Annotated in this window: 20 protein-coding genes; 10 read left to right on the top strand and 10 right to left on the bottom strand. The window is 51.1% G+C overall.

What is annotated here, in order from left to right; genetic code table 11:
• The 4 genes from ACJJIL_RS05375 to ACJJIL_RS05390 form a co-directional block, all read right to left on the bottom strand.
• A complete protein-coding gene (locus tag ACJJIL_RS05375; protein ID WP_444898217.1) occupies positions 1–591 on the bottom strand; it encodes a peptidylprolyl isomerase in 591 nt (196 codons plus the stop codon).
• Positions 592–748: 157 nt separating this feature from the next.
• Entirely contained in the window at positions 749–1,429 is a 681-nt protein-coding gene (locus ACJJIL_RS05380) for a TIGR04211 family SH3 domain-containing protein (protein ID WP_445361352.1), read from the bottom strand.
• A 30-nt stretch (positions 1,430–1,459) separates the two neighbouring features.
• A complete protein-coding gene (locus ACJJIL_RS05385) occupies positions 1,460–1,759 on the bottom strand; it encodes a YciI family protein (protein ID WP_108734042.1) in 300 nt (99 codons plus the stop codon).
• Between the two features lie 34 nt (positions 1,760–1,793).
• Complete coding sequence (locus ACJJIL_RS05390) at positions 1,794–2,513, bottom strand: VC0807 family protein (protein WP_282933704.1); 720 nt, start codon at positions 2,511–2,513, stop codon at positions 1,794–1,796.
• Here ACJJIL_RS05390 and ACJJIL_RS05395 point away from each other — a divergent pair.
• The 6 genes from ACJJIL_RS05395 (at position 2,491) to rluB (ending at position 7,465) form a co-directional block, all read left to right on the top strand.
• Positions 2,491–2,634, top strand: coding sequence for a hypothetical protein (locus tag ACJJIL_RS05395; RefSeq protein WP_282933703.1), 144 nt, complete (start codon positions 2,491–2,493; stop codon positions 2,632–2,634). The genes ACJJIL_RS05390 and ACJJIL_RS05395 overlap by 23 nt on opposite strands.
• Positions 2,635–2,661: 27 nt before the next feature.
• Positions 2,662–3,666: a PHP domain-containing protein gene (locus ACJJIL_RS05400; RefSeq protein ID WP_445361353.1), complete on the top strand. Its 1,005-nt coding sequence runs from the start codon at positions 2,662–2,664 to the stop codon at positions 3,664–3,666.
• 92 nt (positions 3,667–3,758) lie between these two features.
• The gene (locus ACJJIL_RS05405) at positions 3,759–4,382 is read left to right on the top strand and encodes an L-threonylcarbamoyladenylate synthase (protein WP_282933701.1); all 624 of its coding nucleotides are present in this window, start codon (positions 3,759–3,761) and stop codon (positions 4,380–4,382) included.
• 53 nt (positions 4,383–4,435) lie between these two features.
• Positions 4,436–5,458 carry a segregation and condensation protein A gene (locus ACJJIL_RS05410; protein WP_444907628.1) on the top strand — a complete coding sequence of 341 codons (1,023 nt, stop codon included), beginning with the start codon at positions 4,436–4,438 and terminating at the stop codon, positions 5,456–5,458.
• 10 nt (positions 5,459–5,468) lie between these two features.
• Positions 5,469–6,602 (top strand): SMC-Scp complex subunit ScpB, encoded by a 1,134-nt coding sequence (gene scpB, locus ACJJIL_RS05415; RefSeq protein ID WP_445361354.1) that lies wholly within the window; start codon positions 5,469–5,471, stop codon positions 6,600–6,602.
• Positions 6,599–7,465: a 23S rRNA pseudouridine(2605) synthase RluB gene (rluB, locus tag ACJJIL_RS05420; RefSeq protein ID WP_444907630.1), complete on the top strand. Its 867-nt coding sequence runs from the start codon at positions 6,599–6,601 to the stop codon at positions 7,463–7,465. Before scpB ends, rluB begins: the two co-directional genes overlap by 4 nt.
• Before the next feature lie 67 nt (positions 7,466–7,532).
• Here rluB and ACJJIL_RS05425 read toward each other — a convergent pair whose 3' ends face one another.
• From ACJJIL_RS05425 to ACJJIL_RS05435, 3 genes are all read right to left on the bottom strand, one after another.
• Positions 7,533–8,210 carry an SRPBCC family protein gene (locus ACJJIL_RS05425; protein ID WP_445361355.1) on the bottom strand — a complete coding sequence of 226 codons (678 nt, stop codon included), beginning with the start codon at positions 8,208–8,210 and terminating at the stop codon, positions 7,533–7,535.
• Positions 8,211–8,298: 88 nt separating this feature from the next.
• Positions 8,299–9,675: an ATP-binding protein gene (locus ACJJIL_RS05430; protein ID WP_413662836.1), complete on the bottom strand. Its 1,377-nt coding sequence runs from the start codon at positions 9,673–9,675 to the stop codon at positions 8,299–8,301.
• A gap of 10 nt (positions 9,676–9,685) precedes the next feature.
• A complete protein-coding gene (locus tag ACJJIL_RS05435) occupies positions 9,686–10,390 on the bottom strand; it encodes a response regulator (RefSeq protein WP_413662835.1) in 705 nt (234 codons plus the stop codon).
• Between the two features lie 168 nt (positions 10,391–10,558).
• Between ACJJIL_RS05435 and ACJJIL_RS05440 the strand changes: the two genes are divergently transcribed.
• The 4 genes from ACJJIL_RS05440 to ACJJIL_RS05455 all read left to right on the top strand — a co-directional run bounded on the left by ACJJIL_RS05440 (position 10,559) and on the right by ACJJIL_RS05455 (position 12,890).
• Positions 10,559–11,023 (top strand): Spy/CpxP family protein refolding chaperone, encoded by a 465-nt coding sequence (locus ACJJIL_RS05440; RefSeq protein ID WP_445361356.1) that lies wholly within the window; start codon positions 10,559–10,561, stop codon positions 11,021–11,023.
• Positions 11,024–11,244: 221 nt separating this feature from the next.
• Positions 11,245–11,787, top strand: a complete 543-nt coding sequence (locus ACJJIL_RS05445) for a flavodoxin (RefSeq protein WP_445361357.1) — start codon at positions 11,245–11,247, stop codon at positions 11,785–11,787.
• 6 nt (positions 11,788–11,793) lie between these two features.
• Positions 11,794–12,162 carry a hypothetical protein gene (locus tag ACJJIL_RS05450; protein WP_445361358.1) on the top strand — a complete coding sequence of 123 codons (369 nt, stop codon included), beginning with the start codon at positions 11,794–11,796 and terminating at the stop codon, positions 12,160–12,162.
• 266 nt (positions 12,163–12,428) lie between these two features.
• The gene (locus ACJJIL_RS05455) at positions 12,429–12,890 is read left to right on the top strand and encodes a Spy/CpxP family protein refolding chaperone (protein ID WP_444914382.1); all 462 of its coding nucleotides are present in this window, start codon (positions 12,429–12,431) and stop codon (positions 12,888–12,890) included.
• An 80-nt stretch (positions 12,891–12,970) separates the two neighbouring features.
• On the opposite strand, the gene ACJJIL_RS05460 is transcribed toward ACJJIL_RS05455, so the two are convergent.
• The 3 genes from ACJJIL_RS05460 to ACJJIL_RS05470 form a co-directional block, all read right to left on the bottom strand.
• Entirely contained in the window at positions 12,971–14,926 is a 1,956-nt protein-coding gene (locus ACJJIL_RS05460) for an alpha/beta hydrolase family protein (RefSeq protein WP_445361359.1), read from the bottom strand.
• Between the two features lie 108 nt (positions 14,927–15,034).
• The gene (locus tag ACJJIL_RS05465) at positions 15,035–17,089 is read right to left on the bottom strand and encodes a S9 family peptidase (protein ID WP_445361360.1); all 2,055 of its coding nucleotides are present in this window, start codon (positions 17,087–17,089) and stop codon (positions 15,035–15,037) included.
• Positions 17,090–17,255: 166 nt separating this feature from the next.
• Positions 17,256–19,331: a S9 family peptidase gene (locus ACJJIL_RS05470; RefSeq protein ID WP_445361361.1), complete on the bottom strand. Its 2,076-nt coding sequence runs from the start codon at positions 19,329–19,331 to the stop codon at positions 17,256–17,258.
• Positions 19,332–19,632: the final 301 nt, after the last annotated feature.

Consider the following 19,632-nt stretch of genomic DNA (forward strand, 5'->3'; position numbering starts at 1 on the left):
TTATTCTCCCTTGCTGTGTTCAGCGACACTGTTGTCGCTGGAGGTAACTCGTTTTGCTGAAAGTATGCGGATTGGAATGTTGGGGGCCTCTGGGTGTTGGCGATAGAGGCCGCGGGGTTCCTGTTCGATTTTTTCTACGATATCCATACCCTCGATAACCTTGCCAAAAACCGCGTAGCCAGGCTTGTTCTCGCTGGCATCCAGGCGGGTGTTATCGACCAGGTTTATAAAAAACTGAGACGTGGCGCTATCGGGGTTGTTGGTCCGTGCCATGGAGAGAGTGCCGCGCAGGTTTTGCAGTCCGTTAGCTGATTCATTAGCGATAGCGTCGCGAGTTTCTTTCTTCTGGAAGTCGAAAGTGAAGCCCCCAGCCTGGACGACAAATCCTGGCACAACGCGGTGAAAAATAATGCCATCGTAGAAGCCGCTATCGGTATAGGTGAGGAAATTCTCTACTGTGACAGGAGCTTTCTTGGGGAACAGCTCGACGCGAATAATGCCCAAGTCGGTCTTAAGCTCCACCTGAGGGTTTTGAGCAAATATTGGAAGACTGAACAGAGTACAAAAAAGAAAAGTGAGTAACTTACGCATCATCCGTGTCCTTTGAATGTCCGGGGTCAATCGGTTTACTACTGTGTCAGCGTATGGCTAAAGAGAAAGGATAAATATTTGGGTATCGCTGCCTGCGGGGTGCTTCTCAGCACTCCCGCAGTCGTATAGTAAGCGATTTTGGTTGTAGCGAGGGAGATCAGTTGGCCCACTCGGAATTGCGTTTGCGCGGGCGCACATGGGGGGCAATCATCGCCAGAATAGCGCCTAATGCAACGGATAGGGCACCATACAATTGCCATTTGCGGGCATCGCTACCGGACAGGCGCTGAATTTCCGCTTCCGCCATGCTTTTTTCCTGTTTCAGCAACTCGTATTGATGCAGGAGCTTTTGATGGCGATCGTTGAGCGAAATTGCGTCGGCAGAAAGGGACTTCAGGCTTTTGAGTTCGGCGGCCAATTCCTGGCTCTGCTGCTGGGCAGAGGTCAGGGCGCTATTCAGTTCGCCGTTTTCTGTCTCCAACCGGCGAACTTCTCCCCCCAGATTACCTTCCATTTTTTCAAAGCGGGCCAGGTTGGCTTCTGCGGTCGCCAGCTTTAGTTTTGCCACGGGCTCACTGACAAGGTATTGGCGTCTGATCCAGCCCTCAGTGCCGTTGGGGGTGCGCACTTTTGCCCAGCCGTCCGAGGCGGCATCTTCGAGCAGAGCCAGCTCGGTACCACTGGCCAGGCCGCGGTGCAGAATCCGGAATTCATTGCCTTTGCCAGAGCGCATGGGCACGTGAAGTTGGTCGGTAATATAGCGGGTCTCCGCTGCAAGTGTCGCTGGTGCTGAGTTCAACAGCGCTACAGCGAGCACACCGGACAGTAATTTCTTCATTGTGATGCAGCTTGTTAGTTAGAGTTTTTATCAGGGCAGTACAAGCTTGTAGGGCTTGACTGTAACCGACGCATAGACGCCTGCTTCGATATAGGGGTCACTGTCAGCCCAGGCTTTGGCTTCCTCCAAAGAGGGGAATTCAGCAATTACCAGACTGCCGGTAAAGCCGGCTTCACCGGGCTCTTCGCTGTCGATGCTGGGGTTTGGGCCGGCAGCCAGGAGACGACCTTCATCTTTGAGAAGGTTGAGTCGGGCCAAATGACCGGCGCGGGCTTTTTTGCGTAAAGGGAGACTATCGCTAACATCTTCACTGATGATTGCGTACCACATTGTTTTGAATGCTCTTGTTAGTTTTTTTAAGGTGTTATTGCGCGACCATCACTTCTTCCAGCTTCAACCCGGTCAGCTTGCCGATACGGGAGAACAGGAAAAAGAGAGCTCCCATCAGAATCAGGGTTGATGGGATCGCAATAACCAGATATCCATAGGCGGTCATTTCGCCCAGCTCGGTGTTGTAGGCCTCTGTGCCCGGCGGGCTGGTGACGATCATTTTGGCGAGAATGTAATTCAGCGCCGAGGAGAAAAAGAATGACCCGGCAACGATCCATGAAGTCTGGCGCAAAGTGCGGTCGAAGGCTGGCTGGTTACCATTGGCCTGTAATGACTCGGCGATCTTTGTCGTATTCAGAATTTGATCGTTGTACAGCAGGGTTTTGACCAGCGGCCAGCGGGTGTAAACGGATAGTGCCGTGGCAACACCCAGTAGGCCAGGGATTGCAGCTTCCTTAATCGCAATATACTGCGGGTCCAGCTTGAGCAAGCTGATGCCGCCAGTGAGCAGGATGCCAATAAACCCGAGGGCTGAGAAGAAATTGACCTTGCCCAGGCGCAGCAGGTCGCGAAGGCCATAGCCCAGCGGGAAGGCCAGGGCCACTATCAATGCCCAGGTTGGGCCCAACCAGTCATCCCCGGAAAGCTTGGTCAGTATCAATGTCGGAATAATGACATTGAAGGCAATATTGCTGAGAAACCCTTCCTTTTTAGGCTTCTCGGGAGATGTCGTGGTCGAATTCGTTTCGGTCATACTCAATTCCGGTGATAATGCCCGCTGGAAACTGGTGGGGCTGATTGCCCGTTCAATTTCCCCGCTGACAAAACTACTGTCAGACTTCGGCCCTGGCGAGTCACCTGTGAGTGACTGCTAGTCCGGGCCTTATCCCTGAAAACGCCGAGTGCCGCATAGACAGCGCAATAGGGCGATTGTTCCTGAAAAGACGGATATGGCGATCTTTTTCATCGTCGAACTGAGTGAGAGCCTGTTGTTGAAGACCCTTTCAGCCGATTTGAATACAGACCTGGTAGATCTGCACTGCCACAGTACCGCGTCTGACGGTATTTTAAGTCCTGCGCAGCTGGTGTCGAGAGCGAAATCCCAAGGTGTGACGATGCTCGCCCTGACCGACCACGATACGGTGGATGGTGTGCCTGAGGCTCAACAGGAAGGTGACTGTTTGGGCGTAGATGTGGTGGCGGGGATTGAGTTCTCCAGTCTTTGGGGGCGCAGACCCGTACACATTGTAGGCCTGAACATCAATCCCGAATCGGGGCCTCTGCAAGAAGCCATTCAACTTCGTGAGCAGTTGCGAGAGGAGCGGGCAGAGCGTATTGCGGAAAAGCTGGAAAAGCGTGGCTTTAGCGGTGCCTTGGAGGGTGGGCGCGCCCTGGCGGGCGACTCGGTACTGGGTAGACCCCATTTTGCACGATGGCTGGTGGAAGCTGGGCATATAGATGATACCGGTAAGGCGTTTAAGCGTTACTTGGGTGCCGGCAAGGTGGGGGATGTGCGGGTCGAGTGGCCACAACTGGGTGAGACCATCGCTACTATTCACAGTGCCGGCGGTTGTGCGGTATTGGCTCATCCCCTCAAGTATGGATTGACCCGCACCCAGTTATTGCGATTGTTGGGGGCATTTCTGGAAGAAAAAGGAGATGCTGTCGAATTGTTGTGCGGTCGGCAGAACCCGACACAGACGAGGGAGTTGAGGAAACTACTATTCTCAGCTGCGGAAGCGGCGGGCAAATCAATGCCATATTGCTCTCTTGGCAGCGATTTTCACCAGCCGGAGCAGCCCTGGCGTGAATTGGGTTGTGTCAGGTTGCCCGCAGACGTCGAGCCGGTGTGGAATCTGTGGCACACTCTGCACCGGGAACAGCGGGGTCACGTTTCGCTGCCCTAATTCCGGCTTGTGAATTGGGGGCCATCGTCCGGCTTTAAACCTGGTGGATGGCAGTGAGGTATTTTCAATCGGTAAGGCTTTTGGGGGGCTTTGTGGCGCAGTTTTTTCAGATTCATCCGGATAATCCTCAAGGCCGCCTGATCACTCAGGCAGCAGAGATTGTCGCCCAAGGGGGCGTTATTGTTTTTCCCACCGATTCAGCTTACGCCATAGGCTGTCGACTGGGAGAGAAGCTGGCGGTTGAGCGCATTCGAGGGGTGCGCCAGCTGGACAAACAGCACAACTTCACATTGATGTGCCGAGACCTATCGGAGCTGGCGACCTATGCCAAGGTCGACAACCAGATGTTTAGGTTGTTAAAGAATCATACGCCGGGTTCCTATACCTTTATTATGCCGGCGACCGCCGAGGTGCCGCGCAGGTTAATTCATCCGAAGCGCAAGACCATCGGTATTCGCGTGCCGGATAATCCCATCGCCCTGGCCCTGATTGAAGAATTGGGCGAGCCGTTGATGAGCTGTAGCCTGATTATGCCCGGCGAAGAACAGCCCCTAACCGAACCTTACGATATCCGCGATACCCTGGAGCACCAGGTGGAATTGGTTATCGATGGCGGTTTCTGCGGGTTGGAGCCCACCACCGTGATCGACCTGACGGGTGATGAGCCCCAACTGATTCGTCAGGGATGTGGGGCAACTGACGAAATACTCGGCTGAAAGCTGCGGCGCCGTGTATAATCGCGCGTTTGCACGATTGAGGGTGGGGCAGGGTGTCCAGTGATGAGTTACTAGCAGAGGTCGAGGAGCAAGTGCTGGCCGAGGTTGCGGCGAGCGATGATGAAGCTCCTGCCCAGGCTGGCGATGCGGAATCGCAGGGCCAGGACTCGGATGAGGATTCCCCCCTGGCTTTGGTGCAGGGCGAAATCTTTAACGACCTCCCGCAGGATCTCTTTATTCCACCAGATGCTTTGGAAGTTGTTCTGGAGGCTTTCGAGGGGCCTCTGGATCTCCTGCTATACCTGATTCGCCGCCAAAACCTGGATATTCTCGAGATCAACGTCTCCGACATTACCCATCAATATATGGCGTATGTGGAGATGATGACGGCAATTCGCTTTGACTTGGCCGCCGAGTATCTGGTAATGGCCGCTATGTTGGCGGAAATAAAGTCGCGGATGCTGTTGCCGCGACCGCCTGAAGCGGAGGAGGAAGAAGGCGAGGACCCCCGCGCGGCTCTGATTCGCCGTTTGCAGGAGTATGAGCGTTTCAAAACTGCGGCTGAGGATCTCGATGAGATCCCCCGTGTTGGCCGGGATGTCCATCAGGCCAACGCAGAGGCTCCCGATCGCAGCATCACACGCCCCGACCCTGAAATTGACTTGAAAGAAGTCCTGGTCGCCCTGGCTGATGTGCTGCGGCGTGCGGATATGTTTGAGAGCCACCAGGTTGAGCGGGAGAAGTTGTCCACCCGCGAGCGTATGACCCAGGTGCTGGATAAGATCCGCCACGGCCAGTTTGTGCCCTTTGTCAGCCTGTTTACCGTTGAGGAGGGTCGCCTCGGTGTCGTAGTGACCTTCCTGGCGGTGATGGAGCTGGTAAAAGAGTCTCTGGTGGAGCTGGTGCAGAATGAAGCATTTGGCCCGATCCACGTGCGAGCTCGCGCTGCTACCCACAGCAGTGAAAGCGAAGACGGTGCTGATAGCGAGCTTGAGGATCAGACTCTCGAAGAGGTTGAAGATCCAGAGGACGCTGTAGAGGCCTCGGATAAAGCGTCGGAAATGTATTCGAGTTAGAAAATAGAAGATGACAATCGCCCCCGAATTACTGCGCAAAATCGTCGAAGGCGCCCTGTTGGCTGCTGGTCAGCCTCTCAGTGAAGAAAAACTGTTGTCTTTGCTGGACGAGGAAGAGCAACCCTCCAAGACTACCCTGAGAGATGTGCTTGAAGAAATCGCCCAGAGTTGTGCTGACCGAGGGTTTGAACTGAAGAAAGTCGCGAGTGGTTGGCGTTTTCAAGTGCCGGAAGACCTGGCTCCATGGGTGAATCGGCTGTGGGAGGAAAAGGCGCAACGGTATTCCCGTGCAACCTTGGAGACCCTCGCCATTATCGCTTATCGACAGCCGGTAACCCGTGGTGATATCGAGGATATCCGCGGCGTTGCGGTGAGTTCGCATATTGTTAAAACCCTGCTGGAGCGCGGTTGGATTAAAGTTGTGGGGCAGCGGGACGTGCCCGGTAAGCCGTCTCTCTACGCAACAACCCGGGAGTTTCTCGATTATTTTAATTTGAGCACCCTGGATGATTTGCCGACTCTGGCGGAGATCCGCGATATCGAGAGTCTGAATCAGATTCTGGAGCAGGAAGGTTTGCCTCCAGAGCCGGTTCCCGAGGAGGGAGAGTCCGAGGTGGACAATGGTGCTTTGGAAGATTCTGAGTCAGGGCAAGACACCGAGGCAGAATCCTCTACTGAAGCCCCTGCGGCTGAACACGAAGATATAGACGATGCCCTGGTAGAGGCTTTGGCTGAGGAAGTTGCTGCTGAAGCATCAGACGCCGAGACCGAGACCGAGTCTGAGCCCGGAGTAGATGCCGATGCAGTGCCCGCCGAGACGGATGCAGAGGAAGATCCAGTGGAAACTGCGGCAGCAGAGATCCAGTGGGAAATGGAGCAGGAAGACTCTGAAGGTAATTCGGAGTTGGATGTAAATGTTGATGTAAGTGAAGAGAGTGAACTTCACAGTGATGAGGGAAGCAGCGTTGAATCGCTGCAAGTAGAAGAAGAGAGCGAGAACTCTCTAACGGCAACGTTACCACCCAGCAGTATGTTTGCCGAAGACGACACAGTTGAAGAGGTCGCCGAGGAGTCGGTGGAGGCAAATGCTGATGTCGATGAAGATTCCAAAGAAGTAGTACAAGTGGAAAGCACCACCCCATGAGTGATGGTACCCCGCCAGCAGGCGAGAAATTACAGAAAGTATTAGCGCGCACCGGCCTCGGTTCGCGCCGTGAAATGGAGCGCGCAATTGATGCGGGCCGCGTAACCGTAAATGGAAAAGTGGCGGAGCTTGGCGAGCGCGTAACTGACGCGGATCATATCGAGTTTGATGGTAGCCGGCTGCCTTCGGCAGAGCAGAATCGCTGCCGGGTAATACTCTACAACAAACCGGTTGGAGAAATATGCTCCCGCCACGACCCGGAAGGCCGCCCGACGGTCTACGATCGCCTGCCGAGACTGAAAACCGGCCGCTGGATTTCTGTTGGGCGCCTGGATTTCAATACCAGTGGTTTGCTGCTGTTTACCAATAGCGGAGAGCTGGCCAATAAATTAATGCATCCCTCCTCGGTAATCGACCGCGAATACTTGGTTCGAATCCAAGGTGATGTGGATGAGGAAATGAGGCGGCGTCTGCTCAAGGGCGTGTTGTTGGATGATGGGTCGGCGCGCTTTACCGACATCGTAGAGAGTGGTGGTGAAGGTAAAAACCGCTGGTTCTACTGCGTAGTGATGGAGGGCCGCAACCGCGAGGTGCGTCGTCTGTGGGAGTCCCAGGGAGTTAGAGTTAGCCGCTTGAAGCGTGTGCGCTACGGCAGCGTCTTTATTCCCTCCCATGTGCGCGTCGGGCAGTGGATTGAGATGGAGCCCCGCGAGATCGATGACCTCTGCGTAACGGCGGGAATGCCGAAACTGGGCCAGCGCCCATTGACCCAGGGTGAGAAACAAAATCTGGAGCGCCAGCGCAGGAAGTTGCGCAAGTCACCGGCGCCAGCCGCGCGACGCAATCGACCGAAGTCGGTTTAAACAGAAAAAGCCCGCAAATTGCGGGCTTTTTTGTATTTCAGTAATCGCTACTGTTAATTGCTGAGTGTTACTGCTGGTTCTCCGGTGTTTCTCCAGCTTCCTCTTCATTCTGGTCTCGCAGTTCATTGGGGACACCCTGAGGGCCGTCACCCATTGCATCATCCACATCGGACGGAATATCTGAAACTGAATCGGTGGAGGTTCCGTCGGAGGTGCTATTTTCAGGTGCTGTTTCAACCAGGTTTTTTAGTTTTTCCAACCCTTGCTCATAAGACTCTCCCACCATTTTTTTCACTGCAAGGCCCATCCAGCGTTCTCTGGGGCCGCCGCCGGTATCGCTGTGGAAGTTCCAGGTAAGAAGGGTGCCGCCATCCTTTGGTTCCAGCTGGAATTCTGCCGTGGCCTGGCTGCCATCACCAAAATCCAGCTTGGTGGCGACTACAGAATCTTGCTTGCTGGCGAAGATAGTTTGACTACCGCTTCCGGCTTTGGAGTTTTCGCCGCGCCAACTCATTTTGGCGCCGACGCCTTCCAGGGGACCGCTGTACTCATAGAGTACCGAGGGGTCGATATGGCGCCATGGGGACCACTCGTTGAATTTGTGGAAATTATTAACGTAGGGGAAAACCACTTGTGGCGGTTTGTTGATAAATACGCTGCGATGAACAGTGACTTCGCGTGGGAATAAATATCCCGCGAGCACGAGAATTACCAAGGCAATAAGAATATAAATAATCCAGCGCATAGCGGGTTCCTTTGCTATTTGCGGGTGCAAGGAAGCAACCGCCAGAAAACTCTGGCGGTAGAGATGCTTATATTAGCTGCTGCGATGCTTAATCGTCGGCAATATGTAGCAGGGGGAGCTTAATCTCAACACACAGGCCCGCATCCCGACTGTTTTTGGCGCTGATGCTTCCCTGGTGATGTAGGATGGTGCGCTGGGCGATAGCGAGTCCCAGTCCAAAGCCACCACTTTCCCGGGTGCGTGCACTATCTGTGCGATAGAAGGGGCGGAAAATAGCCTCCAATTCCTCATCTGCCACGCCGGAACCTGAGTCGATGACTGAGATAGTGCAGGATTCTGAGGATTCTTTAATCGACACCTTGACCCGGCCGTGCTCGGGACTGTACTTGATTGCGTTGCGCAGGATGTTCTCCAGGGCAGCGGTCAGGGAGCTGCCCCGGGTTGCGACAAGGAGCTCTTCCCCTTCGGAGCGAATTTCAAAGGATAGGTCTTTGTCAGCAGCTTCGCTGTGGAGGTCTTCCGCCAGGGCGCTTATCAGGGCATTTACTTCCACTACGTCATCCAGGGGGCGCTGCTCCTGGCTGCTAATAGGAAGTGATAGCACGTCGGCAATAATATCTTCCAGGTAATCCGCTGCCTTGCCGATTTTATCCAGTTCTGTATCGAGCCCGTTAATTTGCTTTTGGCGGGCGATGGCCAGTGCCACTTGCAGGCGCGCTAATGGCGAGCGCAGTTCGTGAGAGACATCCTTGATCAGGCGACGCTGCTCGGACATCGACTCCTGAAGCTGGGCAGTCATAGAATCGAAGTCCAGGGCCAGGTCAGTCAGTTCATCATTCCGAGACTTCAGGGATGGAGTCACGCGGTAGTCCAGTTCGCCGGCAGCCACGCGCTTGGTGGCGGCGCGTAACTGTTCAAGAGGGCGGCTCAGGTAGCGGGCCAACCAGTAGCAGGCTAGGCCTGAGGCGATCATGGAAAGCAGTAACATCGGCCAAAAGTTGCGCCACAGGAAGCGCAGCAATAGGCCTTCCTTGCTATCCCCAGCAACGACGACGATACGCAGGGGGTCTCCGGTGCGCAGTGGTAGGAAGAAGCCTACAGTGGGCTTGTTATTTACCAGTTTGTGAGCTTCGCGATTGCGGTAATCAAGACTGTCGATCAACGAGCCCATATTTGATGGCACTTCGCGACCGAGGATGTCGTTGCCTTGTTGATCAACCGCATAAACCCGCCGTTTGACTTTTTTGGGGGCTTTCTCGAGCCAGTGCTGGAATTGTTCGGGACCGTGACGGCGGGCGATTCGCATATTTCGCATGACCTCGCGAAATAGGGCGGGGCCCTCCCAGCGTTCCTCTTGTCGGGGATCGCCGAATTCACCGAAGTGGGTAATGTAAATGGCGGCTACAACCATCACCATGGCGGTGATCCAGGCCCCAAAGAACATTTTCCAGAAGAGACTGCGCATCGTGGAAAACCTACTGCTTGCTCTGGGTGAGCATGTATCCGGCACCTCGGATATTGATAATTAGGTCGCGGCTGGCACCTTTATCCGCGAGCTTCTTGCGAATGTTACTGACATGGACATCAATGGAGCGGTCGTAGGGCATCAGCTTACGGCCAAGGGCACTTTCAGTGAGAACCTCTTTGCCAACCACTTCGCCGGCATGCTGAACCAGTACCTTGAGCACGGCGAACTCTGCGCCGGTCAGAGCCAATGCCTGGTCGTTCCAATAACCCTGATGCTCTGCAGGCAGTAGTCGAATCTGGCCGCTGCTAAGAGTGTCGTCGCTCTCTTCAGCTTCGACTCGTCCGCGGCGGAGTACTGCGCGCAGTCGGGCCGCCAATTCCCTGGGATTGCAGGGTTTGGGCAGGTAGTCGTCGGCACCCATTTCCAGGCCGACGATACGATCCACAGTGTCCCCTTTTGCAGTAAGCATCAAAACCGGTAGGGAGCGGCTTGCTGCTGAAGCCTCCTCCCTAAGTTTGCGCAGTACTTCAAAGCCATTGTGAACGGGCAGCATGACGTCCAGAACCAGAGCGTCAAAGCTCTCGCTCTGAGCGAGTTCTAGTCCCCGGCCACCATCATTGGCTGCGGTTACTTGAAAACCCTCTCCGGTAAGGTACTCCCTTAGCAAGTCGGTGAGTTCGGTGTCATCGTCGATTAAAAGGATGCGGCTCATGGCGTTCTCTCAGTTTCTGTGTGGCCATTATATGCAAAGCGCTGGCGCTGGTTACCGCTGGCGATAGGGCTTTTTACCGTTCTTAACAAATGTTTACCGGCGTTTTCCCCCGTTTACACAAGCTGGGCTTACTATGTAGTCACTGAACGCGAACATGAGGAAGTAGGAATGAAACACTGGAAACAAGCAGTGGGAAGCTTGGCCTTGATAGGTGTTCTGGTTGCCCCTGCGGCACTTGCTTTCGGCGGTGGTGAAGGTGGTCAGGGGCGTGGATTTGAATATATGGTCCGCCAGCTTGAGTTGACCGAAGGCCAGCAGGCACAGTTAAAGGCCAACCGGGAGAGCAACCGAGAGGCGAGAATGGCACAGCGCGAGCAAATGATCGAGCTGCGCAAGGAATTAAATGCGGCGATTGAGTCGGGCGCTGACCAGGCGACACTGGATCAATTGGGCGAAGAGCTAGGCAAGCTAAAGCTTCTGGAGATGCAGAACCGCAACGAAATGAAAGAACAGTTTAAGGCCATTCTGACTGATGAGCAGAAGGCCAAGCTAGAGCAGCTAAAGAGTGAGCGCAAAGCGCGCCAAATGAAACGGCGCGATGAAAGCTCTGCAAGCCAGGATTCAGAGTCCTAGGCCCCCCAACCAAAGACTCCTTGTGCGATCCGCTGGGTGCACCCTTCCCCAAGGCCCAGCAGGTTCATAACCCTTAGCCCCCGCTGCCCCGGGGGCATTTTTCTTTATACCTACCGAAACCTGATCAGATAGGTAACTTGCTGAGCCCGGTTATTGCTGGGAGAATACGCCGCCTTGTAATTTAGTATGTAGCGGCCCGGATTGGGCGGAGAGGGTTGACTGTGAGTAAAATCGGCTTGTTCTATGGCAGTGATGAGGGTAATACCGAGTCTGTAGCTTTGCGCATCCGCGCCCGCCTTGGCGAAGATAATGTAGACCTGTTTGATATTGCCGATGTCACCCAGTTGGATATTGCTAATTATCAGTATCTTATCTTTGGAATCCCTACCTGGGACTTCGGTCAGATTCAATCTGACTGGGAAGAGTTCTGGGAGGATATCCAGGAAATCGATTTTAGTGGAAAGACCGTCGCTTTATTTGGCCTGGGAGACCAATTTGGGTACGGCGACTATTTCCTGGATGCGATGGGCATGCTCCACGATGTTATTGTGGAAAAAGGAGCCACTATAGTCGGTCACTGGTCCACTGAAGGCTATGAGTATGAAGCCTCAAAAGCTGAAGTCGAAAGTGGAGCAAAGTTTGTCGGTCTGGCTATTGATGAAGACCAGCAGGAAGAGCTGACCACAGAGCGGCTGAATCGCTGGTGTCAGCAAATAGCTGAAGAGCTTGCGCTTGACAGTGATGTTCTTGAGCTGGATGACTGATTCGTTATGAAAAACTCCCTGTTGTTCAGCGAGTTTTGGCCCTGGCTGGCAGAGCATACAAATTGCATCGTCAGGGCCGGAAGTAGTGATTCGGTAGTATACGATGATGATGACTACCACTGGCGCTTCACCGCTGAAGATGCCCGTACCAAGTTGGTTCAGGTAATGCGCGGTAAACGACCCGTCGCCGAGCTGTTTATTGAGCCTGAACATATAGCCGCTGTGCGTATTTCTCCCGGGGAGCGGGGAGAGTACAACTTTGACCTGGTAGCAGAAGTCCAGGGGCGCGAACAGGTTGTTTATTACTTTGTTCTGACTCACTCACTGGAAGATACGGATACCAAACAAAATCCCTCCTCAGCCGCTCTCCATTAAAAACATTTTGATGTTGTGGAAGTTATACCAGTCAGCCCTGTATAACTTCCGGATTAAATTTCTAACTTAAATTCTATCCCTCTCTTTTATTTCCTTTCACAACCATTAATTTGAAAGTTTTTTTACAGTCGGTGCATTTTGTAAGCTGTATTTATTATAAAAAGCGCTTGTTGTGCGTTCTTAACAAAGGTTTACCACAGTTATCCCCCGTTTACACGGCGCCCACTTACTATGTACTTACTGAATGCAAACGAGAGGGTTGAACGATGAAAAACTGGAAAACTGTAGTAGGTAGTTTGGCTTTGGCTGGCGTTGTAGCAGTACCAGCCGTTGGCATGGCATGTGATGGTAAAGGACGTATGGAAGGTCGCGGCCATGGACCAGAAAAAATTGCTAAAGAGCTGGACCTGACGGAAGCTCAAAAGGATCAACTGAAGGAGCTTCGTGAGTCCAACCGTGAAGGAAAAATAGCTAAGCGCGAAGAAATGCACAAAGCGTATGAAGAGTTGCGTGAAGCAATTCGTTCCGGTGCCGATCAGCAAACACTGGCAAGCCTGGGGGCGGAGATTGGCAAGCTGGAAGTCGCTAAAATGCAGAGCCGCAACCAGATGCGTACTCAATTTGAGTCGGTATTAACAGATGAACAGCTCGCCAAGCTGGAAACCCTGAAGGCTGAAAAAAAGGATCGTCATATGAAGAAGTGGAAGGCGTATCGCGATCACGGTTAAGTGGCTAGCCTGTTTGAGGTTACAGAGAAACCGAAAAGAAGTAGCCCCAGATTATCTGGGGCTACTTCGCCATTTAGATTTTAGCCTTCATTGGGCAGTTCCTCTACAGCTCCGACACCTATATGCTGATCTAAAAATTCTAGTAATTCTGTATAGAGCCTCATATTGTTCTCTTCTGAATAGAATCCGTGTCCCTCATTTTTGATAAATAGTGTTTTAACCGGAAGTTCTTCCTTCTTGAGCGATGCAACAAGTGCTTCTGCTTGCTCAATAGGGGTTCTCTCATCCTGCCCTCCATGAATTAAAAAGACAGGTATATTGAGTTTGTCGGTATTTTCTATAGGAGAATTTGTTTTAAGAAAGCTCTCATTCTTGCGCATAGTACGCTTTAAATAAGCAATACCGCGTTCGCTCTCCTTGACATCCCCTTTTGTGTAAAGCATTTCCAAATCGTAGGCGCCGGAATAGCCAGCTGCGCATTGATATAAATCCGGGTAAAGAATTGGGTTCATCAATGCTGAATAACCTCCGAAGCTAATACCATATATACAAATTCGCTCGGGATCCGCATAGCCTTTCTCTATGGCCCAATAAACTGCGTCGGCGATATCCTTCTGGATTTTCCCGCCCCACTCTTGGAAGCCTGAAGTGTAGTGGTTCATGCCGTATCCGGTGGAGCCTCGAAAGTTCACCTGAAGAACGAGATATCCATTTTGGGATAAAAGTTGTGCATCCTGGTCGTATCCCCAGTAATCGCGAGCGTGAGGGCCTCCATGAGGTAGTACAACCATCGGATTCATTTTTTCTGAGTGCTTGGGAAATGTAAGATAAACACCAACCTGCAAATTATCTTTGGTGGTGAATGAGTCAGCTATCATAGGGTTGAGCTGTTCGGGCATCATCCATTCCGCTGAAGATAAAAGAAAATCCACGGCTTTGGTTTTTAAGTTTATAAGGTAGTAATCACCAGGCAGCCTATCACCACTTACCTCAAGTACACCCTTAGAGCCATCCGTTGTGAAGCTAGTAAATTTGATTCGGTACCCATCAAATGCTTTCTTTAAGCCGCGAAAGAATGGTGCAAAGCCATTCCCTTCATCAAAAAACTTCTCAACCGGATAATCTGGATCTAAGTAGACCCCGAGAGGTTTATAAGATCCTGGGGAATAAACAATATTGCTAATGTCGGATCTTTGGTGTTGAAATATTACTGAGTAATTTTCAGATCCGGGCGTAATTTTTATAAGTTGTTGCGTTTCAGATTTTGGGTTTATTGTTAGGTAGGCCTCACCTGTACTCTTGTCAAATCCAACCAGAGTGCCAGAGTCTAAAGTATTATCTTTTACTCTTTCCCAACCTTTTTGCGATTTGAAATATAACTGATAGTTGTTTTCTTTGTCAGTGCCATCTGCGTAGAGTAGGTTCCCAGCTTTGTCCGTATAGGCACGCCCTAAGATTTGAGGAAGATGAACAACCTTCTTTTTTACCCCAGAATAAACATTTAGGCGTATGACCTCTCCTCTGGACTCCCAATTGTTTTCCCATGGGTGTGTGGAAATAAGAATTTCTTTCCTTTTGCTTGGTAGAGGGTCAATGATAGTGGCATGAGCCCTGGTGGCCTCTGCCTTTTTTATATGCGAGCCAACTTGCTTTTTTCCGGCTATGTGACCAAAAACCATCTTACCTTTTGTGCCATCATAGTTAATCGCATAGAGTGATCCGTAGTTTGTTGGACTCTCTAACGCTGCAGTATTTGTTACAACTTCCGCAACAACCCTTTCTTTATTTGCCCACTCAAAGTGCCCTACTTCTTCTCTGCCATTAAACCGAAGCATACCGGTTATTTTCAACGGATGAATGGACATAAAGATTAAAACTGACTCACCTTCATACAATTTCCTGACAGCTAAATGAGTACCGTCAGGAGAGATTTTTACTTCTTTAATCTCTGTGTGACGTACCAAGTCATCTAGTGGAATTTGCTTGGAGAGAGCCAGGATTGGCCAAATGAGTAGTACAGCTAACAGTATTCGCATAATTCAATCCTTGTAATATAGGAGGCATTATGCAGTGGAGCAAAGATGGCAACAAGCCGAAGCGGATCTTTATGATCCGCTGGCCAACGATAAAGATTAATTGAAATATTAATTAGTTGCTAAGTCTTCACTTTCCCGATTGGACTTGTGCTGATCAAACCAATATAGAATCGATGCAACTTTTGCCACTAACTGACTTGGCCTGGCAGCGATACTGTGGGATGCCCCCGGAATGCGAACCATGGCAGCGTCAACGTCATTAAGTTTTAGTGCTTGATAAAACTGTTCTGTTTCTGACATCGGTGTGCGGTAGTCCTCTTCCCCGGTTAAGAGCATAGTGGGAGTGGTAACGTTTCCGACATAGGTGAGCGGTGAGCGACGGCGGTATTCCTCAGGTTTCTCCCAGGGCATCCCTGAAAACCAATAGCTGGTAAAGAATCTGGAATAATCGGCAGTTAAGACAAAGCTTTCCCAGTTGATGACAGGCTTGGCGACAACAGCGGCCCTAAAACGGTCAGTTTTACCAATGATCCAGGCTGTCAACGTGCCTCCGCCACTGCCACCAGTAACAAATAACTGCTCTTCATCAATATAACCTTGAGAAATTACAGCGTCGACGCCAGAGATCAGGTCGTCGTAATCCTGACTCGGGTAGTTATGGTGAATTAAGTTGGCAAATTCATGGCCGTAGCTGGTGGAGCCACGGGGGTTAGTGTACAGAACAACATAACCAGCAGCGGCAAATAACTGGACTTCGGCGGCAAATCTGGGGCCGTAATTAGAGAAGGGACCACCGTGAATTTCCAATAGAAGGGGATACTTCTCCTCGGGGTCGAAATTGGGTGGGTAAGCGACCCAGCCCTGAACATCTCGGCCGTCAAAGCTCGATTTGTAGTTGATTTCCTCAATATTTGCCATCTCGCGCAGTGGCATCAGATCGCCATTAAGCTCGGTGAGTGCCTGGGTTTTGCCGTTGCGCGCTAGAGCCAGTTCGGCGGGATTTTGAGGGGTTGTTTGTGTGTAGGCGATGTCCCCGCGTTTGGAGACTGCAAAATTGGCACCGGAGTATGGGCGTCCCAGCGAAAGGCCTCCAGCGTCGCTGGCCATTAGGGTTTCGCTGGAACCAATTTTCTTGATGGCAATTTTGGTGGAGCCGTGATCGTCGTAGCTATAGGCAATTCGCTTGCTATCGCCCAGCCAGTGGAAGTTGGAGATGCTGCGATCCTTGGCAGTTTTTATTTTACGGGACTTCCCGCTATTGAGATCCAGGACGCGCAGAGTATGTTGTTGGTATCCGAGCTTTTGATCCTCAAAGCCTAAATAGGCCAGCTTCGTACCATCTGGAGACATCTGCGGGTGATGGTCGGGACCATAACGTTCGGTAATTTGCTCGATACTGCCGTTTTGTAGGCTCACCTTGTAAATTTCCGAGTTCATCAGCTCGATTTCGTGATCGGGATGACGATTGGCTGAGAAGTAAATTGCATCGTTATTTTTACTCCAGGCGAGACTGCTGTGATGATCGTACTCGCCTTCGGTAAGCTGGCGAGGGGTACCGCCCTCTCGAGGGATCACAAAAACCTGTACATGCCCCTGCTTTAAATAGCCCATGCCATCTGAACGATAAATGCTGCTGTCGATAAACTGTGGTGGCTTAGCCCACTCTGCGCCTTCCGGGGCACTGGGGAGCTTTACTGGCAGAGGTTTGCTCTCCGGTACGAACATAGTGAAAGCTATTTGCTTACCATCCCGTGACCACTGGATATTGGAAGGGGATTTTGGCAGGTGAGTAATCTGCAGATTCTGGCCATTATCTAACCACAGCAGGTGGATCTGCGGGCTGCCACTGCGGGTGCTGATAAAAGCGATGGTCTTCCCGTCTGGGGATAGCTGTGGGGAGTAATCGGAGTAGTCTCCAGAGGTCAGAGGGCGGTGATCTTTGCCATCGGTACCGATACGCCAAAGGTTCGCGCGCTTGCCGTCTTTCATTTTGTTCATTGAGTTGCGGACGTAATAAATACTTTTCCCGTCACTGCTGAACTGAGGGCTACTCGCGTATTCGAGGTCAAATACATCCTCGTAACTAAAATTGGGTAGTTGGTTATCAGCGAGCGCAGGGCTGGCGATAAACATCGCTGCGACAATTTTTATTAGCCGGTTCATGATTTTGAGGCTCCTCCTTCTTGTTTCCTAGAGGATACCTGAGGAAGGGGGGACAAAGGGAGTGATCCGTTGACTGGTGTGCTCGATGGGATAATCCGTGATGGAGCAGCAGGATGGCTGACCTGCTACTCCGTTATTTGGCCGAATATACCTGTAAAATTTTGAATTAGTTGGTTGCCAAATCCTCGCTTTCATTTTCTCTATCGGGTTTGTGTTGATCAAACCAGTAGAGGGTTGAAGCTACTTTAGAGATTCTCTTGCTGGGTCTATCGGAAAAGTTATGGGATGTGTTTGGAAGGCGCACCATAGCCGCCTCTACATCATTTAACTTTAGTGCTTGGTAAAACTGCTCGGTCTCGGATATCGGGGTGCGATAATCGTTTTCGCCAGTCAATAGCATGGTGGGTGTAGTGACATTGCCAATATATGTGAGTGGAGAGCGGCGTCGATACTCCTCGGGGGCCTCCCAAGGCATCCCGGAAAACCAGTAGCGAGTAAATATTTTGGAGTAATCGGCAGTTAGAACAAAGCTCTCCCAATTGATTACCGGTGCGACAACTACCGCAGCCCTGAATCGTTCAGTTTTACCAATAATCCAGGCTGTCAGTGTGCCGCCGGCACTTCCACCTGTGACAAATAATTGATCCTCATCGATATAGCCTTGGGCGATAACTGCATCGACACCCGCCATTAGGTCATCGTAATCCTGGCTAGGGAAGTTGTGATGGATCAGGTTGGCAAACTCATTGCCGTAGCTGGTAGAGCCACGAGGGTTAGTGTAGAGCACGACATAGCCTGCGGCGGCAAAGAGTTGCATTTCGGCAGAAAAGCGAGGGCCGTAGTTAGATAGTGGGCCACCGTGAATCTCAAGTAACAGGGGGTATTTATTTTGGGGGTCGAAATTTGGGGGGTAGACTATCCAGCCTTGGATATTGCGACCATCGAAGCTGGATTTATAGTTGATCTCTTCCACATGGGCCATATTGCGTAGAGGTATCAAATCACTGTTGATCGCCGTGAGAGTTTTTATCTTGCCGCCACGAGAAATTGCAAGTTCTGCGGGAATTTGAGGTGTGGTTTGTGTATAAACTACGTTTCCACGTTTGGAGACAGCAAAATCTGAAAAACTATAGGGCGCGCCTAGTGTCAGTCCACCGGCGTCATCCGCTATCAAGGTTTCCTTTCCGCCAATTTTCTTAATGGCAATTGTGGTTGAGCCATGATCGTCATAGCTGTAAGCAATACGCTTACTGTCAGCTAGCCACTGAAAATCGGAAACGCTACGATCGCTGGCAGTTTTTATTAGCTGGTTTTTTCCATTAGCGAGGTCGATTACTCGCAAAGTGTTTTGGTGGTAGGAAAACCGCTGATCTTCATAGCCTAAATATGCCAGCTTTCTTCCGTCGGGTGAGATTTGAGGTTGAAAATCGGGGCCAAATCTCTCGGTTACTTGCTCAATATTTCCATCGTTGATATTTAACTTGTAAATTTCTGAATCCAGCAGTTCAATTTCATGATTTGGGTGGCGATTTGCTGAAAAGTAAATGGCCTTATTATTTTTGCCCCAGCTGAGTTGGCTGTTGTGCTCGTAGTCCCCACTGGTGAGCTGACGGGGAGTGCCTCCTTCACGGGAAATCATGAAAACCTGTGAATTACCCTGCTCTAAGTATCCCTGGCCCTCAATGCGATACAAGCTCTTGTCGATAAACTGAGGTGTTTCCTCCCACTCGCCCCCTTCTGGTGGTGTGGGAAGCTCCACTGGCAGCGGTTTGTTCTCGGGCACGAACATGGTGAAGGCTATATGCTGACCATCGTGGGACCACTGGATATTTGATGGGGCATTGGGGAGATGGGAAATTTGCTCACTTTTACCATTGTCTAGCCACAACAAATGTATCTGGGGCTTTCCACTCCTGTTGCTGATAAAGGCAATGGTTTTTCCATCTGGAGATAGATGTGGCGAGTGGTCGTGAAAATCTCCCGAGGTTAGGGGGCGATGATCTTTGCCATCATCGCTGATATACCAGAGGTTTGCCCTTGTGGTATCTGCCATTTTGTTCAGGGAGTTGCGCACGTAATAAATATTTTTATCGTTAGTGCCAAACTGTGGGTCGCTGGCGTACTCCAGGTCGAAAATATCCTCGTAGCTAAAATTGGGTGAATGTTCATTTGTATTTGCGTGGGTGGAAAATGCCGGGCTTGCAATAACTGCCGCAGCAATAAACTTTATAAACCTATCCATGGTCCGTGAGCTCCTTTTTATTGTTAGATGCAGCATACCGAAGGGGGGTCAATAGAGGGGATAAATACGCTGAAGTGTAGTATTGAAGGGATAGTCAGTTTATTTGGCGGATAAACCTTCTGAAACCTCATTGCTCCAATGGTATAGCTGGGGCTTCTTAAAAGCAGGTTCAAAAATTCTGTCCTTTTAATGTGTTAGGCCTATGTCGAAAAAAATAAAGTAATTACCAATTTTAAACTTTCACGATAAATGCCGTAGAGGATGCTTAAGTTTTTGGTCTCTGATGAGCTGAGAGCTGTTT

The sequence above is a fragment of the Microbulbifer maximicatervae (SeqCode) genome (assembly GCF_052468095.1).

Coding starts and splice junctions, on each gene's coding strand:
- ACJJIL_RS05380 (WP_445361352.1), bottom strand. CDS start 1,429: ATGAAGAAATTACTGTCCGGTGTGCTCGCTGTAGCGCTGTTGAACTCA.
- ACJJIL_RS05435 (WP_413662835.1), bottom strand. CDS start 10,390: ATGAGCCGCATCCTTTTAATCGACGATGACACCGAACTCACCGACTTG.
- ACJJIL_RS05385 (WP_108734042.1), bottom strand. CDS start 1,759: ATGTGGTACGCAATCATCAGTGAAGATGTTAGCGATAGTCTCCCTTTA.
- rluB (WP_444907630.1), top strand. CDS start 6,599: ATGAGTGATGGTACCCCGCCAGCAGGCGAGAAATTACAGAAAGTATTA.
- scpB (WP_445361354.1), top strand. CDS start 5,469: ATGACAATCGCCCCCGAATTACTGCGCAAAATCGTCGAAGGCGCCCTG.
- ACJJIL_RS05465 (WP_445361360.1), bottom strand. CDS start 17,089: ATGAACCGGCTAATAAAAATTGTCGCAGCGATGTTTATCGCCAGCCCT.
- ACJJIL_RS05375 (WP_444898217.1), bottom strand. CDS start 591: ATGCGTAAGTTACTCACTTTTCTTTTTTGTACTCTGTTCAGTCTTCCA.
- ACJJIL_RS05455 (WP_444914382.1), top strand. CDS start 12,429: ATGAAAAACTGGAAAACTGTAGTAGGTAGTTTGGCTTTGGCTGGCGTT.
- ACJJIL_RS05430 (WP_413662836.1), bottom strand. CDS start 9,675: ATGCGCAGTCTCTTCTGGAAAATGTTCTTTGGGGCCTGGATCACCGCC.
- ACJJIL_RS05390 (WP_282933704.1), bottom strand. CDS start 2,513: ATGACCGAAACGAATTCGACCACGACATCTCCCGAGAAGCCTAAAAAG.
- ACJJIL_RS05450 (WP_445361358.1), top strand. CDS start 11,794: ATGAAAAACTCCCTGTTGTTCAGCGAGTTTTGGCCCTGGCTGGCAGAG.
- ACJJIL_RS05425 (WP_445361355.1), bottom strand. CDS start 8,210: ATGCGCTGGATTATTTATATTCTTATTGCCTTGGTAATTCTCGTGCTC.
- ACJJIL_RS05460 (WP_445361359.1), bottom strand. CDS start 14,926: ATGCGAATACTGTTAGCTGTACTACTCATTTGGCCAATCCTGGCTCTC.
- ACJJIL_RS05440 (WP_445361356.1), top strand. CDS start 10,559: ATGAAACACTGGAAACAAGCAGTGGGAAGCTTGGCCTTGATAGGTGTT.
- ACJJIL_RS05470 (WP_445361361.1), bottom strand. CDS start 19,331: ATGGATAGGTTTATAAAGTTTATTGCTGCGGCAGTTATTGCAAGCCCG.